General features: G+C 33.6%; 16 protein-coding genes. 15 read left to right on the forward strand and 1 reads right to left on the reverse strand.

The window, feature by feature from the left end; all coding sequences use genetic code 11:
- Positions 1 to 506: 506 nt before the first annotated feature.
- The 4 genes from rapZ to whiA all read left to right on the forward strand — a co-directional run bounded on the left by rapZ (position 507) and on the right by whiA (position 3747).
- Positions 507 to 1412 carry an RNase adapter RapZ gene (rapZ, locus tag B2G86_RS06945; RefSeq protein ID WP_078357404.1) on the forward strand — a complete coding sequence of 302 codons (906 nt, stop codon included), beginning with the start codon at positions 507 to 509 and terminating at the stop codon, positions 1410 to 1412.
- Positions 1409 to 2395, forward strand: a complete 987-nt coding sequence (locus B2G86_RS06950) for a gluconeogenesis factor YvcK family protein (protein WP_078357405.1) — start codon at positions 1409 to 1411, stop codon at positions 2393 to 2395. Before rapZ ends, B2G86_RS06950 begins: the two co-directional genes overlap by 4 nt.
- Positions 2396 to 2522: 127 nt before the next feature.
- Complete coding sequence (locus B2G86_RS13380; RefSeq protein ID WP_170167672.1) at positions 2523 to 2672, forward strand: hypothetical protein; 150 nt, start codon at positions 2523 to 2525, stop codon at positions 2670 to 2672.
- A 133-nt stretch (positions 2673 to 2805) separates the two neighbouring features.
- Positions 2806 to 3747 (forward strand): DNA-binding protein WhiA, encoded by a 942-nt coding sequence (gene whiA / locus B2G86_RS06955; RefSeq protein ID WP_078357406.1) that lies wholly within the window; start codon positions 2806 to 2808, stop codon positions 3745 to 3747.
- Positions 3748 to 3934: 187 nt separating this feature from the next.
- On the opposite strand, the gene clpP is transcribed toward whiA, so the two are convergent.
- The gene (gene clpP, locus B2G86_RS06960) at positions 3935 to 4525 is read right to left on the reverse strand and encodes an ATP-dependent Clp endopeptidase proteolytic subunit ClpP (protein WP_078357407.1); all 591 of its coding nucleotides are present in this window, start codon (positions 4523 to 4525) and stop codon (positions 3935 to 3937) included.
- 442 nt (positions 4526 to 4967) lie between these two features.
- Between clpP and B2G86_RS06965 the strand changes: the two genes are divergently transcribed.
- The 11 genes from B2G86_RS06965 to B2G86_RS07015 all read left to right on the forward strand — a co-directional run.
- Positions 4968 to 5213 (forward strand): glutaredoxin family protein, encoded by a 246-nt coding sequence (locus B2G86_RS06965; protein ID WP_078357408.1) that lies wholly within the window; start codon positions 4968 to 4970, stop codon positions 5211 to 5213.
- Positions 5214 to 5363: 150 nt separating this feature from the next.
- A complete protein-coding gene (locus B2G86_RS06970) occupies positions 5364 to 6380 on the forward strand; it encodes a sugar-binding transcriptional regulator (RefSeq protein ID WP_078357409.1) in 1017 nt (338 codons plus the stop codon).
- 50 nt (positions 6381 to 6430) lie between these two features.
- Positions 6431 to 7441, forward strand: coding sequence for a type I glyceraldehyde-3-phosphate dehydrogenase (gap, locus tag B2G86_RS06975; protein ID WP_078357410.1), 1011 nt, complete (start codon positions 6431 to 6433; stop codon positions 7439 to 7441).
- A gap of 114 nt (positions 7442 to 7555) precedes the next feature.
- Positions 7556 to 8746 (forward strand): phosphoglycerate kinase, encoded by a 1191-nt coding sequence (locus tag B2G86_RS06980; protein ID WP_078357411.1) that lies wholly within the window; start codon positions 7556 to 7558, stop codon positions 8744 to 8746.
- 22 nt (positions 8747 to 8768) lie between these two features.
- Positions 8769 to 9530, forward strand: coding sequence for a triose-phosphate isomerase (gene tpiA, locus B2G86_RS06985; RefSeq protein ID WP_078357412.1), 762 nt, complete (start codon positions 8769 to 8771; stop codon positions 9528 to 9530).
- Positions 9530 to 11062 (forward strand): 2,3-bisphosphoglycerate-independent phosphoglycerate mutase, encoded by a 1533-nt coding sequence (gene gpmI / locus B2G86_RS06990; RefSeq protein WP_078357413.1) that lies wholly within the window; start codon positions 9530 to 9532, stop codon positions 11060 to 11062. The genes tpiA and gpmI overlap by 1 nt, the downstream gene beginning before the upstream one ends.
- A gap of 32 nt (positions 11063 to 11094) precedes the next feature.
- On the forward strand, positions 11095 to 12399 hold the full coding sequence (gene eno, locus B2G86_RS06995) for a phosphopyruvate hydratase (protein ID WP_078357414.1): 1305 nt from the start codon (positions 11095 to 11097) through the stop codon (positions 12397 to 12399).
- Positions 12400 to 12908: 509 nt separating this feature from the next.
- Complete coding sequence (gene aroA / locus B2G86_RS07000) at positions 12909 to 14252, forward strand: 3-phosphoshikimate 1-carboxyvinyltransferase (RefSeq protein ID WP_078357415.1); 1344 nt, start codon at positions 12909 to 12911, stop codon at positions 14250 to 14252.
- A gap of 69 nt (positions 14253 to 14321) precedes the next feature.
- Positions 14322 to 14555 (forward strand): preprotein translocase subunit SecG, encoded by a 234-nt coding sequence (gene secG / locus B2G86_RS07005; RefSeq protein ID WP_078357416.1) that lies wholly within the window; start codon positions 14322 to 14324, stop codon positions 14553 to 14555.
- An 89-nt stretch (positions 14556 to 14644) separates the two neighbouring features.
- Positions 14645 to 15385, forward strand: a complete 741-nt coding sequence (locus B2G86_RS07010) for an alpha/beta hydrolase (protein ID WP_078357417.1) — start codon at positions 14645 to 14647, stop codon at positions 15383 to 15385.
- Between the two features lie 34 nt (positions 15386 to 15419).
- On the forward strand, positions 15420 to 16291 hold an 872-nt coding region (locus tag B2G86_RS07015; RefSeq protein WP_142242929.1), incomplete at its 3' end, for an RNB domain-containing ribonuclease.

Raw genomic sequence — 16291 nt, forward strand, 5'->3', positions numbered from 1 at the left:
GATATCCATGTTTACACTTCTCTTCACTTATGTGAATATGGACATCTTTACATACACTTCTACTGACTTGTGTGAATATAGATACCCTTACTTACACTTTTTTCAATTTGTGTAAATATATATACTTAAGATTAATTGCCTTTGACATAAATGTCCTAGTATTTTAATGATAATCATTTAGCTAGCTCTTAGAAAAAACTGTTTTCTATATAAAAATAAATATTTCCAACGATTTTGTAAGTGCGGACGCCTGAGGGAATAGTATGAGTGAGAGACTACAGGCTCGAGCCATACCCCTAGGCAAGCATGCACGTACAAAATCGTAAGATATGCTTATTTATTTTGAGTTAGGATTTAAATCCCAAGCACTTTTTATGTATGATTTTTCCTTTACTTGATATAGTTTAAAAAGGCGGGTATACATTTAAATAGACCATTTATTTAATGTTTTTTATAGCATTATCATGTAAGATTAAGATACATATGATAGTTAAAGGAGAAGTGCTATGCAACTTACCGACAAAAGTAATGTAAAAAATGAATTGCTTGTAGTTACTGGTATGTCTGGTGCGGGGAAATCTGTCGCATTACAAGCATTAGAAGATTTAGGATATTTTTGCGTTGATAATTTACCTCCAATTTTATTACAAAAGTTTGTTGATTTAATGGATCAAGGTAACCCTTCTTTATCAAAAGTGGCAATTGGAATTGATTTAAGAGGTAAAGATTTCTTTGGTGACTTAAGAAAAGAATTGGATTTTATACAAAGTGAAAAAAGAGTTATCGTAGATATTATATTTTTAGAAGCAAGTGATAAAAAATTAATTTCAAGATATAAAGAAACGAGAAGAACCCATCCTTTAAGTGAAAAGGGTAGCTTATTATCTGCTATTGAAGAAGAAAGAGATCTCTTGAATGATATTAAAGGTATAAGCAATTTCGTAATAGATACGACTGAAATGAAACCGAAAGCTTTGAAAGAAGAGTTGAATGCAACATTTGAAAAAGATCCTTCTACAACATTCCAAGTAAGGGTGTTAAGTTTCGGTTTCAAACACGGAATGCCGATTGATGCGGATATCGTATTTGATGTAAGATTTCTACCTAACCCATATTATGTACAAGAATTAAGACCGTTGACTGGATTAGATGACGAAGTTTATCAGTACGTTATGAAATGGAAAGAAACAAATACATTTTATAAAAAGTTTAGTGACCTATTAATGTTTATGTTGCCAGGCTACAAAAAAGAAGGTAAATCTCAATTAACAATTGCAATTGGTTGTACAGGTGGTCAACATAGATCTGTCGCACTTGCAAAACGTTTAGGAGAAGATATTAAAGAAAACTTTGACTATGCTGTGTATACGTCACATCGCGATGCACATATTGAAAGTAAAAAGAAAAAATGAAAAAATTAAAAGTTGTATTAATTGGAGGCGGAACAGGTCTTTCTGTTTTAGCGAGAGGACTGAAACAGTTTCCAATAGATATTACAGCCATCGTAACGGTTGCAGATGATGGTGGTAGTACAGGTAGAATTCGTGATGTGATGGATATACCTGCTCCTGGAGATATAAGAAATGTGCTGGCAGCTCTAAGTGACACTGAACCTATGTTAGAAGAACTTTTTCAACATCGTTTTGAAGAAGAAAAATTTGGTGGACATTCAATAGGAAATTTATTATTAGCAGCAATGACAAATATTACGGATGATTTTGGTCATGCAGTTAAAGAGTTAAGCAAAATATTAAATATTAAAGGCCAAGTCATTCCATCAACAACTAAAAGTGTTGTATTAAATGCAGTAATGTCTGATGGTGAAATTATAGTAGGGGAATCTAATATCCCTAAAACATCTAAAAAAATTGAAAAAGTCTTTTTAACACCTGAAGATATCGAACCAATGAAAGAAGCCATTGATGCAATAGAAGAAGCGGATTTAATCGTTATGGGACCAGGATCACTATATACAAGTATAATACCTAATTTGATTTTAGATAAAGTTAAAGACGCTATTATACATACTGATGCTGAAAGGTTATATGTATGTAATCTTATGACTCAAAAAGGTGAAACAACTGGATATTCAGTTAGTGACCACGTGAAAGCTATTCATGATCATGTTGGCCAAGAATTTATCGATTTTGTAATCTGTCAAAATGAACGCTTTAATAAAGATATTTTAATGAGATATGAAGAAGAAGATGCAAAGCAAGTTCATTTTGATGGAGATAAATTAAAAGAGATGGGTGTACAATGCATACACGACAATAATTTAGTGAGCATTACGCCTCATCAATATATTAGACATAATAATAAAGTGCTTGCTCAACTTATATACGAAATAGCTTTACGAGAAATTAGTACAATACAATATAAGATAGACAAATAAATTTGAAATATAGAGGGTAGGATAATGACATCTTTTTTTAGAATGAGATTTCTGTCCCGCGCTCTATATTTTTATATAGAAATAAAGTAGAATCAATGTAAGAGCTTTCAAAAAGAGGTGATCATTGATGAAGAATGTTCAAATCATGATGGTATTAATAGGTTGTATATTTCTGCTTATTGGTTTAATTGCAAATCAACAAATAGGTATAAGTTTCTTAATAATTGGTTTAATAATGTTGTTATTTGGTGTAATCAAAGAGGCTACAAAAAAATAATCAATTGTATAAGTTGAAAAACTTGATACGCCCGGCTATTCCATGTAAGATAAAATAGATACAAAACGTATGATATGTCTTTCGGCATATCATTATTTTTATGTACATATAAATTAAGAAAGGATGATCTGCTGTGAGCTTTGCTTCAGAAATGAAAAATGAATTAACAAGAATTGAAGTAGATGACTGTTGCGCAAAAGCAGAACTTTCAGCTTTGATTAGAATGAATGGGAATTTGAGTATTTCTAATCAACAATTTGTCATAAATGTACAAACTGAAAATGCAGCGATAGCACGCCGTATATTTTCGCTCATAAAAAAATGCTTCGGAGTGGAAGTAGAATTATTAGTAAGAAAGAAAATGAAACTTAAAAAAAATAATATATATATCAGTAGAATAAAAGTAAAAGCTAAAGAAATATTAGATGAGTTAGGTATACTACAAGAAGGTATGTTTAAACAAGAAATAGATAAAGATATTTTACAAAAAGATTGTTGTAAAAGAAGTTACTTAAGAGGTGCGTTTTTAGCAGGAGGATCGGTGAATAATCCAGAAACATCTTCTTATCACCTTGAAATTTTTTCATTATATGAAGAACATTCAGCGGATTTAACAGCATTAATGAATCAATATGGTTTAAACGCTAAACAGTTAGAACGTAAAAAAGGTTATATCAGTTATTTAAAAGAAGCAGAAAAAATAGCTGACTTTTTAAGCTTAATTGGCGGATATCAAGCATTACTTAAATTTGAAGATGTTAGAATTATTCGTGACATGAGAAATTCTGTAAATAGATTAGTTAATTGCGAAACAGCTAATTTAAATAAAACAGTAAGTGCTGCAATGAAACAAGTAGAAAGCATTAAACTTATAGATAAAGAAATTGGAATCGATAATTTACCGGATCGGTTACGAGAAGTAGCGAAATTAAGAATAGATAACCAAGATGTATCTATCAAAGAATTAGGAGAAATGGTGAGTACAGGAAAAATATCTAAATCAGGTATAAACCATAGACTACGTAAACTCAATGAAATGGCAGATAAAATTAGAAGCGGCGAAACAATAAAATAAGCTAATAAGAAAAAAGCCCAGACATAGTCGATTGCCTGGACTTTTTAATATAGAATTAATGACCTTAGCAAGATGTTAGTTAATCAGAATTTGCAAATTTTAAAAAGAGTCAAGACGTAGATTAATTTCGCTAAACTACAAAAAAACACCCAAAACTTAAGTTTCGGGTGTTTTTTGTATATTAAATTTATTTCATATCTTCTGGATGCATTACATCATCGATTAAACCGTATTCTTTAGCTTCATCAGCTGTTAAGAAGTTATCACGATCTGTGTCTTTTTCAATTTTTTCAATTGGTTGTCCAGTTCTTTCAGATAAAATTTTGTTTAATTTTTCACGAGTACGTAAAATGTGACGAGCTGCGATTTCAATTTCTGTAGCTTGTCCTTGTGCGCCACCTAATGGTTGGTGAATCATCACTTCACTGTTAGGTAATGCGAAACGTTTACCTTTTGCACCAGCTGATAATAGGAATGAACCCATTGATGCTGCCATACCGATACAAATTGTTTGTACATCTGGTTTAATATGTTGAATTGTATCATAAATAGCAAAACCAGCTGTTACACTTCCGCCTGGTGAGTTAATATATAAATAAATGTCTTTCTCAGAATCTTGTGCTTGTAAAAATAACAATTGTGATACGATTGAGTTCGCTACATTGTCATCAATAGCTGATCCTAACATAATAATGCGGTCTTTCAATAAACGTGAGTAAATATCATAAGCGCGTTCCCCACGATTTGTTGTTTCTATAACTGTTGGTATTAAATTCATCAGTTAAATCCTCCTTTGAATATCTTAATGACCATATCATACACTATAAAGTCAAACATGGTCAAAATATATGACCTACTGATGAATATTATAACTTAAATAGCTGATTTATACACAGGAAATTTGCGACAAATGTTGTCAATGTTTGCATAAATGATATAATAGTTTCCGTAATCAACAAGCTGAGTGCAGTGAATTTGAGTGACTTGCATATTAAAATGTTCACATCTTTTTCGAATGATGTTTTCTGCTTGATTAGTGGTCATAATTCTTCACTCCTTATAGTTGATACTTCTATTATATTCGTAAGATGTTAAGTGATTATAAATTAATAATTAAGATTTATCTCTCCGTAGTGTAAAGGATAACACGCAAGATTCCGGTTCTTGAAATGGGCGTTCGATTCGTCTCGGGGAGGCTTATTATAACGAAGGATGATTTTATGGATATCAAATTTTATATTGGTTCAAATTGCGGTTTATGTGACGATGCAAAAATACAATTAGATTTTTTCAGAGATGAATATGATCATGAAATTAAAATTGTTACTATTAATATAGAAGAAGATGATACATTACATGAAAAATATATGCTTAGAGTACCAGTAGTTGAGTATAACGGTGTTGTCTTACAAGAAGGAAACGTGGATTTTGTTACATTGATTGAGGCGTATGATGAATTGAAATAAAGAGTAACGCATTTATCTTGCAATCTTATAGTCATGGGTGTATTATAAAACTGTAAACAGATATTATTTTTTTGACCCGCATGGGACGAAAAACGTCTAACCTAGGTTAGATTATGCCCATCTGTTAATCTTAGAGGAGGCGACTTGTTTATGGAAGATTTATTAAAGGTACAACATAGACTCGTTCCTGACTTGATTGACAAGATGTATCGACGCTTTAATATCTTATCGACGATTGAGAAGAAACAACCTATTGGTCGAAGATCGTTAAGTGATGTTATGAATATTACTGAACGGGTATTGAGAACTGAAATTGAAATGTTAAAACAACAAGATTTACTCAGCGTTCAATCAACAGGCATGAAATTGACCGAAACAGGTGAACAAATTCTTTCTTCGTTATCACATTATTTAACACTTTATTCTAGCTTTAATCATATTGAGGATGAAATATTTAATCGATATGGTGTGAAAGCACATATAGTGAGAGGTAATTCGGATTCAGATGAGATGGTTAAAGCAGAAATGGGTAATGTTACAGCAGAACTACTAGAACAGTCATTGTATGATCGAGCTTCAGTTTCAGTAACGGGTGGTTCAACAATGGCTAGAGTTAGTGAGTCATTACATCCATTGAATAAAGACATTTTGTTCACGCCAGCGCGTGGTGGTTTGGGAGAAAACGTAGTATTCCAGGCTAATACAATTTGTGCAAGTATGGCAAATCGAACAGGTGGGTCGTATAAGGTCTTGTATGTTCCTGACCAAGTAAGTGAAAGTTCGTATGAAACGTTGTTGACAGAACCTGCAGTAATAGAGGTGCTTGATGCAATACGTCATTCAGATTTTATAATTCACGGTATTGGTGATGCGCTGAAGATGGCACAAAGAAGAAAAACATCAGAAGAAGTATTAAGCCAATTGAAACATCATCATGCAGTCGGAGAAGCTTTTGGATATTATTTTAATTCCAAAGGTGAAGTCGTACATCGCGTTAAAACAATCGGTTTGCAACTAGAAGATTTAGCAACTAAGACAAATATTTTTGCAGTAGCAGGGGGTGCTTCTAAAGCAGAAGCTATTAAGGCTTATCTTGAGATAGCACCTAAGAATACTATCCTTATAACAGATGAAGGTGCTGCAAAAGCAATGATTAACTTGGAATAAAAGGTTTAATCGCCTTTTTGAAATAACAAATATAAAGGAGGCCATCAATAATGGCAACTAAAGTAGCAATTAATGGATTTGGCAGAATAGGTCGTTTAGCATTTAGAAGATTACAAGAAGTAGAAAACATCGAAGTAGTAGCAATCAACGATTTAACAGATGACGCAATGTTAGCTCATTTATTAAAATATGATTCTACACAAGGCCGTTTCAAAGACGAAGTAGAAGTTATCGAAGGCGGATTCCGCGTAAACGGTAAAGAAATCAAAACTTTCGAAAATCCTAACCCTAAAGAATTACCATGGGGCGATTTAGATATCGACGTAGTATTAGAATGTACTGGTTTCTTCGCTGACAAAGAAAAAGCTTCAGCTCACATCGATGCAGGTGCTAAAAAAGTATTAATTTCAGCTCCAGCTTCAGGCGATTTAAAAACTATCGTTTATAACGTTAACCATGACGAATTAGATGGTTCAGAAGAAATCGTTTCTGGTGCATCTTGTACAACTAACTGTTTAGCTCCAATGGCTAAAGTATTAAATGATCAATACGGTATCGTAGAAGGTTTAATGATGACTATCCACGCATACACTGGTGACCAAAATACTTTAGACGCTCCACATTCTAAAGGTGACTTCCGTCGTGCTCGTGCTGCGGCTCAAAACATCGTACCTAACTCAACTGGTGCTGCTAAAGCTATCGGCTTAGTAATTCCAGAATTAAAAGGTAAATTAGATGGATCAGCTCAACGTGTACCAGTAGCAACTGGTTCAGTAACTGAATTAACTGCAGTATTAGACAAAGAAGTTTCAGTAGAAGAAATCAATGCAGCAATGAAAAATGCTACAAATGATTCATTCGGTTACACTGAAGATGAAATCGTATCTTCTGATATCATTGGTATCACTTACGGTTCATTATTCGATGCAACTCAAACTCGTGTAATGACTGTTGGAGATCGTCAATTAGTTAAAACTGTATCTTGGTATGACAATGAAATGTCTTACACTTCACAATTAGTTCGTACTTTAGAATATTTAGCAGCTCAAGCTAACAAATAATTTAAATAAATGAACTAAATAGGTTATGCTTATAAGTAAGCGGGGAGCACATCGCTTCTCCGCTTATTTTTAATCATGTTGTATTTTCTATTATCTAGAGGAGGAAGACAAATCATGTCAAAGAAGAATGTTAAAGACGTAGATTTAAAAGGTAAAAAATTACTTGTAAGAGCAGATTTTAATGTACCAATGAAAGATGGTGCAATTACAAACGACAACAGAATCGTTCAAGCGCTTCCTACAATAAAATACATTATCGAGCAAGGCGGTAAAGTAATTTTATTCTCACATTTAGGTAAAGTGAAAACTGAAGAAGACAAAAAAGAATTATCACTTAAACCAGTAGCAGAACGCTTAAGTGAACTATTAAATAAAGAAGTAACATTTGTACCAGAAACACGTGGAGAAAAATTAGAAAATGCTATCGATACATTAGCTGAAGGCGATGTATTAGTATTTGAAAATACACGTTTCGAAGATGTTGATGGTAAAAAAGAATCTAAAAATGATTCTGAGTTAGGTAAATATTGGGCTTCATTAGGTGACGTGTTCATTAATGATGCATTCGGTACAGCTCACCGTGAACATGCTTCAAATGTTGGTATCGCATCTAACATTGAAACAGCATCTGGTTTCTTAATGGATAAAGAAATCAAATTTATCGGTGGCGTTGTAAGTGAACCAGAACGTCCTTTAGTAGCAATTTTAGGTGGAGCGAAAGTTTCAGATAAAATTGGTGTAATTGAAAACTTATTAACTATTGCAGATAAAGTTATTATCGGTGGCGGAATGGCTTATACATTCTTCAAAGCTCAAGGTAAAGAAATAGGATTATCACTTTTAGAAGAAGATAAAGTTGATTTTGCTAAAGAATTACTTGAACGTGCTGGCGACAAAATTATCTTACCAATAGATTGTAAAGTAGCGAAAGAATTTTCAAATGACGCTGAAATTACGGTCGTTTCTGCTGATGAAATTCCAGCTGATCAAGAATCAATGGATATCGGTCCTAAATCAGTTGAATTGTTTAGTGAAGCATTAGAAGGTGCAAACACAGTAGTATGGAACGGACCTATGGGTGTGTTTGAATTAAGTAACTTTGCTAAAGGTACAATTGGTGTATGTAAAGCAATTGCTAGCTTAGAAAATGCAACAACAATTATCGGTGGTGGAGATTCTGCAGCAGCTGCTATGGACTTAGGATTTGCTGATGACTTTTCACACATTTCAACAGGTGGCGGAGCTTCTCTAGAATACTTAGAAGGTAAAGAACTACCTGGCATCGTAGCTATTTCTGAAAAATAATCATAAAAGGAGTTTTTATATCATGAGAAAACCAATTATCGCAGGTAACTGGAAAATGAATAAAACAGTTCAAGAAGCAAAAGATTTTGTTAATGAACTACCAGCATTACCAGATACTAACGAGGTAGATTCAGTAATTTGTGCACCAACTTTACAATTAGATGCACTTGTTAATTTAACTAAAGAAGGCGTAGCACAAGGCTTACAAATTGGTGCTCAAAATGCATACTTTGAAGATAATGGAGCATTCACTGGTGAAACTTCTCCAGCAGCACTTGAAGATTTAGGCGTTAAATATGTAGTATTAGGACATTCTGAACGTCGTGAATACTTCGGTGAAACTGACGAAGATGTTAATAAAAAAGCATTAGCAGTATTTTCTCATAATATGACACCAATCATTTGTGTTGGTGAAACATTAGAAGAAAGAGAAGCTGGTAAAGCTGAATCAGTAGTAGGCGGTCAGGTAGAAGCAGCACTTAAAGGATTTTCTAAAGATCAAGTAAAATCTACAGTAATCGCTTATGAACCTATTTGGGCAATTGGTACTGGTAAATCTTCTACTTCAGAAGATGCAAACCAAATGTGTGCACACGTACGTAACGTTGTAGCAGGAGCTTTCTCTCCAGAAGAAGCAGAGGCTTTACGTGTTCAATACGGCGGTAGTGTTAAACCAGAAAATATTAAAGAATATATGGCTCAATCAGATATCGATGGCGCATTAGTTGGCGGCGCTTCATTAAAAGTTGATTCATTCGTTGCATTATTAGAGGGTGCTAAATAATGGCTAAACAACCAACAGCGCTTATCATTCTTGACGGTTTTGCTAATCGTGAAGAAGAGCATGGTAATGCGGTAAAACAAGCCAACAAACCAAATTTTGATAGATATTACAACAAATATCCACATAATGAATTATCTGCATGTGGCTTAGATGTTGGTCTACCAGAAGGACAAATGGGTAATTCTGAAGTAGGTCATTTAAATATTGGTGCTGGTAGAGTCGTATACCAAAGTTTAACAAGAATAAATAAATCGATTGAAGATGGCGATTTCTTTGAAATTGAAGAATTAAAAGCTGCGATGAACCATGTCGTTAAAAATGATTCTACATTACATTTAATGGGTCTATTATCTGATGGCGGTGTACACAGCCACTATAAACATTTATTTGCACTTTTAGAATTAGCGAAAAAACAAGGCGTTAAAAAATTATATGTACACGGTTTTCTTGATGGACGTGACGTTGATCAAAAATCTGCTCTTAAATTTATTGAAGAAACAGAAGATAAATTTAAAGAAATAGGTATCGGTCAATTCGCTTCAATTTCTGGTCGTTATTATGCAATGGACAGAGATAATCGTTGGGATCGTGAAGAAAAAGCTTATGATGCTATGTCTAATGGTGAAGGTCCTGTCTTCAAAACTGCCATTGAAGGTGTAGAATCAAATTATAAAGAAGGTTTAACAGATGAATTCGTCGTGCCATTTATCGTTAAAGACGAAGAAAAAAATGTTGAAAACACTGGTGTTAACAGCCATGATTCAATGATATTCTTTAACTTCCGTCCTGATAGAGCGGCTCAACTTAGTCAAGTTTATACAAATGAAAAATTCGAAGGTTTCGAACTTAAACGTAAACTAGAAGATTTATACTTTGTAACATTCACAAACTACAGTGACGATGTATTCGCTGAAGTTGCATTTAAACCAGTTGATATTAAAAATACTATCGGTGAAGTTGCTGAAAAGCATAACTTAAACCAACTTAGAATTGCAGAAACTGAAAAATTCCCTCATGTAACATACTTTATGAGTGGTGGTAATCATTCAGAGTTTAAAGGTGAACGTCGCGTTCTTATCGACTCACCAAAAGTTGCAACTTATGACTTGAAACCTGAAATGAGTGCTTACGAAGTTAAAGATGCATTAATTGGTGAATTAGATAAAGGTGATTTAGATTTAATTATCTTAAACTTTGCTAATCCTGATATGGTAGGACATAGTGGTATGCTTGAACCTACTATCAAAGCAATTGAAGCAGTCGATGAATGTTTAGGTGAAGTAGTAGATAAGATTTTATCAATGAATGGTACAGCTATCATTACAGCAGACCATGGTAACTCTGATGAAGTGTTAACAGATAGTGAATCACCTATGACAACTCATACAACAAACCCTGTTCCTGTTATAGTTACAAAAGAAGGGGTAGAAGTTAGAAGTGGTGGTCGTCTTGCTGACTTAGCACCAACACTACTAGACTTACTTGGAGTAGAACAACCAGAAGATATGACTGGAAAAACATTAATTAAATAATAATCAATTAACATTATAAAGGAGTTTTAATTATGCCAATTATTACAGATATTTATGCACGCGAAGTTTTAGATTCACGTGGTAATCCAACAGTAGAAGTAGAAGTATTAACTGAAAGTGGGGCTTTTGGTAGAGCATTAGTACCATCAGGAGCTTCAACAGGTGAATATGAAGCAGTAGAATTACGTGACGGAGACAAAGAACGTTATTTAGGTAAAGGTGTTCTTAAAGCTGTAGAAAACGTTAACGAAATCATTGCACCAGAAATTATTGAAGGTGAATTCTCAGTATTAGAACAAGTTTCTATCGATAAATTAATGATCGCTTTAGATGGTACACCTAACAAAGCTAAATTTGGTGCTAATGCTATCCTTGGTGTTTCTATGGCTGTAGCTCGTGCTGCATCTGATTTCTTAGGACAACCTTTATATAAATATCTTGGTGGATTCAATGGTGTTCAATTACCAGTTCCAATGATGAACATTGTAAACGGTGGTTCTCACTCAGACGCACCAATCGCATTCCAAGAATTCATGATTTTACCAGTTGGAGCTCCAACATTTAAAGAAGCTTTACGTTGGGGAGCAGAAATCTTCCATAACTTAGCTAAAATCTTAAAATCTCGTGGATTAGTAACTGCAGTAGGTGACGAAGGTGGTTTCGCTCCTAAATTTGAAGGTACTGAAGATGGCGTTGAAACAATATTAGAAGCTATTAAAGCTGTTGGTTTAGAGCCAGGTAAAGATGTATTCTTAGGATTTGACTGTGCAGCTTCAGAATTCTTCGAAAATGGCGTTTATGACTACGCTAAATTTGAAGGTGAAAACGGTGCTAAACGTTCTTCAGAAGAACAAGTAGACTTCTTAGAAGAATTAGTTAACAAATACCCAATTATCACTATTGAAGATGGTATGGACGAAAACGATTGGGACGGATGGAAAATCCTTACTGAACGTATCGGCGACCGTGTACAATTAGTAGGTGACGACTTATTCGTTACTAACACTGAAAAATTATCTGAAGGTATCGAAAAAGGTATCGGTAACTCAATCTTAATTAAAGTTAACCAAATCGGTACATTAACAGAAACATTCGAAGCAATCGAAATGGCTCAAAAAGCTGGTTACACTGCAGTAATCTCACACCGTTCAGGTGAAACAGAAGATACTACAATTTCTGATATCGCAGTAGCAACAAACGCTGGCCAAATCAAAACAGGTTCTTTATCAAGAACTGACCGTATTGCTAAATACAACCAATTATTACGTATCGAAGACGAATTATTTGAAACAGGTAAATTTGAAGGAATCAAAGCTTTCTATAACTTATCAAAATAATTGAGCATATAAAATGATTTATAAAGAGCACAAAAGGTGTAGACTCACCTTTTGTGCTTTTTTATTTTGAATAAATAAAGTGAGGTAGCTCGTGAACTTATCAAGACTTGGCAGACATGATAAATAGAGAGGCTTAATATTGCAAGACATGGTAAACATGATAAATAGAGCGGTTGAATATTGCAAGACGAGGCTAACATGATAAATAGAAGGCGTGAATTTATCAAGACATGGCAAACATGATAAATAGAGAGGCTTAATATTGCAAGACATGGTAAACATGATAAATAGAACGGTTGAATATTGCAAGACGTGTCAAACATGATAAATAGAAGGCGTGAATTTATCAAGACGAGGCTAACATGATAAATAGAGCCTTACTTCACTACACAAAAATACATTAACTCACGACATATTCTTTAACGCTTTAAACTAGCAATATTTTGTCGTTTCATTCCATATCAAAATGTTCTATAATAGAGACAATGAATTTTTTAGGAGGATCATAGATGACGATTAATTTAAAAAGTGCTAAATCACCATGGTCTAGTTTAGATGGAGTAGAAGCTTTAACACTTCATCCTATCAACCAATCTTTTAATAAAGAAGTAATTATTCCAGGAAGTAAAAGTGTAACTAATCGTGCTTTTATATTAGCAGGATTTAGTAATGGCACTTCAAAATTATCTGGATACTTAAAAAGTGATGATACGTATTGGTGTATGGAATCATTGAAAAAATTAGGAGCTACTTTCAAATTTATCGAAGATGAGATTCATATAACAGGAATTAATCATGCAGAATTGCCAGATAAGCAGCAAATATTTATTGGTTCTGCTGGTACTACTGCGAGATTCTTACCAGGTATATTAGGTACACAAGAAAAAAGTGAAATTACAGTTACTTCAACTGAACAATTAGCAGTAAGACCTCATCAAACACTTCATGAAGCATTACAACAACTTGGAGTAGAGGTTAAATATCTTGAAGAAGAAGGTCAATTACCTATTACTATAAAAGGTACAGCGCAAACAGGTGGGAAAGTTTCAATTGCTGGTAACCAATCGAGTCAATTTATTAGTGGATTATTAATGGCTGCTCCTTTATTTAATCGTCCAACTGAAATAGAATTAACTACTAATATTGTTCAAAGTGCTTACGTTGATATAACAATTGAGATGATGCACCAATTTGGAATTAATGTTGATGTCTCAGATGACTATAAACATATGAAAGTTGAACAAGGTCAATATCAACCAGCTACATTACCTTTAGAAGCTGATTTATCAACTGCTTGCTATTTTATGGCGTTGGCTGCATTAAATAAATCAACAATTAAAATTAATCATTTAAACATGGAAAGTCATCAACCTGATTTAGAAGTTGTAGATATTCTTGAGAGAATGGGCGCAACTGTTGAAAAAGGTTCTGACTACGTCGTGATTTCTGGTCCTGAACAATTAAAAGGTCATTTAACGATAGATATGAATGCATGTTCTGACCAAGCTTTAACCATTGGTACGTTAGCTGCTTTTGCTGATGGTCCAATTACGATTACAGGAGTTGAGCATATTCGTCATCATGAATGTAATCGTGTTTCAGCATTAACTGAAAGTCTTTCTAAATTAGGTATCGATGTAGTTGAACATCAAGATGGATGGACTATCACGCCAGGTCAAATTGAAGCAGCGACTTTAGACACATTTGACGATCATCGAGTAGCTATGTCACTAAGTTTAGTTGGTACTAAAATTGATGGAGTTAAGTTGCTAGACCCATCATGTGTTTCTAAGACTTGTCCTACTTATTTTGAAATGTTAAAATCATTAGGTATTTCAGTTGAGTATAATTAACGAAAACTTGAGTGAATAATGTAAATATGCTATAATTCTACTGTTATAATAGACAGGAGGACCGAGTCCATGCATACATTTTTAATCGTCTTATTAATCATCGTTTGTATTGCATTGATTACCGTCGTGTTACTTCAAGAAGGTAAGAGTACTGGATTATCTGGTGCAATTAGTGGCGGAGCAGAACAATTATTTGGAAAACAAAAACAACGTGGAGTAGATTTATTTTTACACAGAGTTACAATTATTTTATCAATTTTATTTTTCTTATTAATGTTAGCAATAACTTACTTTAAAATGTAGTGGTCCGACTGTCTTGTCGGACTTTTTTGTTTGTTTACAAGTAAAAAAACGATACAATAGAACTAGATTATGTTAAAGGAAGGTCGATCATGAGAATTCAATTACCTAAACCTTTCTTCTTTGAAGAAGGAAAGAGAGCAGTTCTACTTTTACATGGATTCACAGGTAATTCATCAGATGTTAGACAACTAGGACGATACTTACAGAAAAAAGGATATACATCATATGCACCACACTATGAAGGTCATGGTAGACCTCCCGAAGAGATACTAGAATCAAGCCCATATGTATGGTTTAAAGATTGTCTAGATGCCTATGATTTCTTGGAAGAAAAAGGTTATACTGAAATAGCAGTAGCCGGACTTTCACTAGGTGGCGTTTTTAGTTTAAAATTAAGTTTAAAAAGAGATGTAAAAGGTATTATAACAATGTGTTCCCCTATGTTTATAAAAACAGAAGGCACAATGTTTGAAGGTGTATTAGAATACGCTAGAGAATTTAAGAAGTATGAAGGAAAAACACCTGAACAAATTGAACAGGAAATGAAACATTTTCACCCAACAAATACTTTGACTGAATTGCAAGATACAATTCAAGGTGTAAGAGATCAAGTTGATGAAGTGTTTGATCCTTTATTTGTCGTTCAAGGTAGACAAGATGAAATGATTAATCCTGATTCAGCTAATATTATTTACAATGAATCATCATCAGATGATAAAAATATTAAATGGTATGAAGAATCTGGTCATGTTATAACAATCGGACAAGAAAAAGAAAAAGTATTCGAAGACGTGTATCAGTTCTTAGAATCATTAGATTGGTCCGAATAAGACATCATAATATAAACGAGAAAGGAGGCCCACTATGAATCTAAGAGAAGAAGTTGAAGAAATCATCAATGATAAAGAATACAGTCCAATGACAGTAAGTGAATTTCAAGACGTAATGGGACTCAATAATGCTGATTCATTTAAAGAATTAATTAAAGTTCTAGTTGATTTAGAACAAACGGGTCAACTAGAAAGAACAAAGACGGATAGATATAAGAAGACAAGAGATAAATCAGATCTTGTTAAAGGTACATTGAGTCAACATAAGAAAGGTTTTGCATTTTTAAGACCTGAAGATGATACAATCGAGGATATTTTCATACCACCTAACCAAATTAATAAAGCAATGGATGGTGATGAAGTATTAGTAGAAGTTGTGCCATCTCGTGGTGACCATAAAGGTAAAATAGAAGGAAGAGTTAAAGCAATTACAACGCGTAATATTACGCAAGTAGTAGGTACATATACTGAAGCTAAGCATTTTGGCTTCGTATTACCAGATGATAAGCGTATCACTCAAGATATCTTTATTCCTAAAGGTAAAAATCTTGTTGCGATTGAAGGTCATAAAGTATTAGTAGAAATAACTGAATATGCTGATGGTTCACATAATCCTGAAGGGCATGTGAAGGCGATTCTTGGTCATAAAAATGATCCAGGTGTTGATATATTATCTATAATTTATCAACATGGTATCAATATTGAGTTTCCTGATAGTGTTATTGCAGAAGCTAAAAATGTACCCGATCAAATTAAACCTGATGAAATAAAAGATAGACGTGATTTAAGAGACGAACTGACAATCACAATTGATGGTGCAGATGCTAAAGACTTAGATGATGCTGTATCTATTAAAGCGCTTGATAATGGTTTAACAGAGCTTACGGTTAGTATTGCTGACGTCAG

It is taken from the genome of Mammaliicoccus fleurettii (assembly GCF_002018435.1).
Taxonomy (GTDB): domain Bacteria; phylum Bacillota; class Bacilli; order Staphylococcales; family Staphylococcaceae; genus Mammaliicoccus; species Mammaliicoccus fleurettii.

Coding starts and splice junctions, on each gene's coding strand:
- B2G86_RS07010 (WP_078357417.1), top strand. CDS start 14,645: ATGAGAATTCAATTACCTAAACCTTTCTTCTTTGAAGAAGGAAAGAGA.
- B2G86_RS06950 (WP_078357405.1), top strand. CDS start 1,409: ATGAAAAAATTAAAAGTTGTATTAATTGGAGGCGGAACAGGTCTTTCT.
- tpiA (WP_078357412.1), top strand. CDS start 8,769: ATGAGAAAACCAATTATCGCAGGTAACTGGAAAATGAATAAAACAGTT.
- gpmI (WP_078357413.1), top strand. CDS start 9,530: ATGGCTAAACAACCAACAGCGCTTATCATTCTTGACGGTTTTGCTAAT.
- rapZ (WP_078357404.1), top strand. CDS start 507: ATGCAACTTACCGACAAAAGTAATGTAAAAAATGAATTGCTTGTAGTT.
- gap (WP_078357410.1), top strand. CDS start 6,431: ATGGCAACTAAAGTAGCAATTAATGGATTTGGCAGAATAGGTCGTTTA.
- clpP (WP_078357407.1), bottom strand. CDS start 4,525: ATGAATTTAATACCAACAGTTATAGAAACAACAAATCGTGGGGAACGC.
- B2G86_RS06970 (WP_078357409.1), top strand. CDS start 5,364: ATGGAAGATTTATTAAAGGTACAACATAGACTCGTTCCTGACTTGATT.
- eno (WP_078357414.1), top strand. CDS start 11,095: ATGCCAATTATTACAGATATTTATGCACGCGAAGTTTTAGATTCACGT.
- secG (WP_078357416.1), top strand. CDS start 14,322: ATGCATACATTTTTAATCGTCTTATTAATCATCGTTTGTATTGCATTG.
- B2G86_RS13380 (WP_170167672.1), top strand. CDS start 2,523: ATGAAGAATGTTCAAATCATGATGGTATTAATAGGTTGTATATTTCTG.
- aroA (WP_078357415.1), top strand. CDS start 12,909: ATGACGATTAATTTAAAAAGTGCTAAATCACCATGGTCTAGTTTAGAT.
- B2G86_RS06980 (WP_078357411.1), top strand. CDS start 7,556: ATGTCAAAGAAGAATGTTAAAGACGTAGATTTAAAAGGTAAAAAATTA.
- B2G86_RS06965 (WP_078357408.1), top strand. CDS start 4,968: ATGGATATCAAATTTTATATTGGTTCAAATTGCGGTTTATGTGACGAT.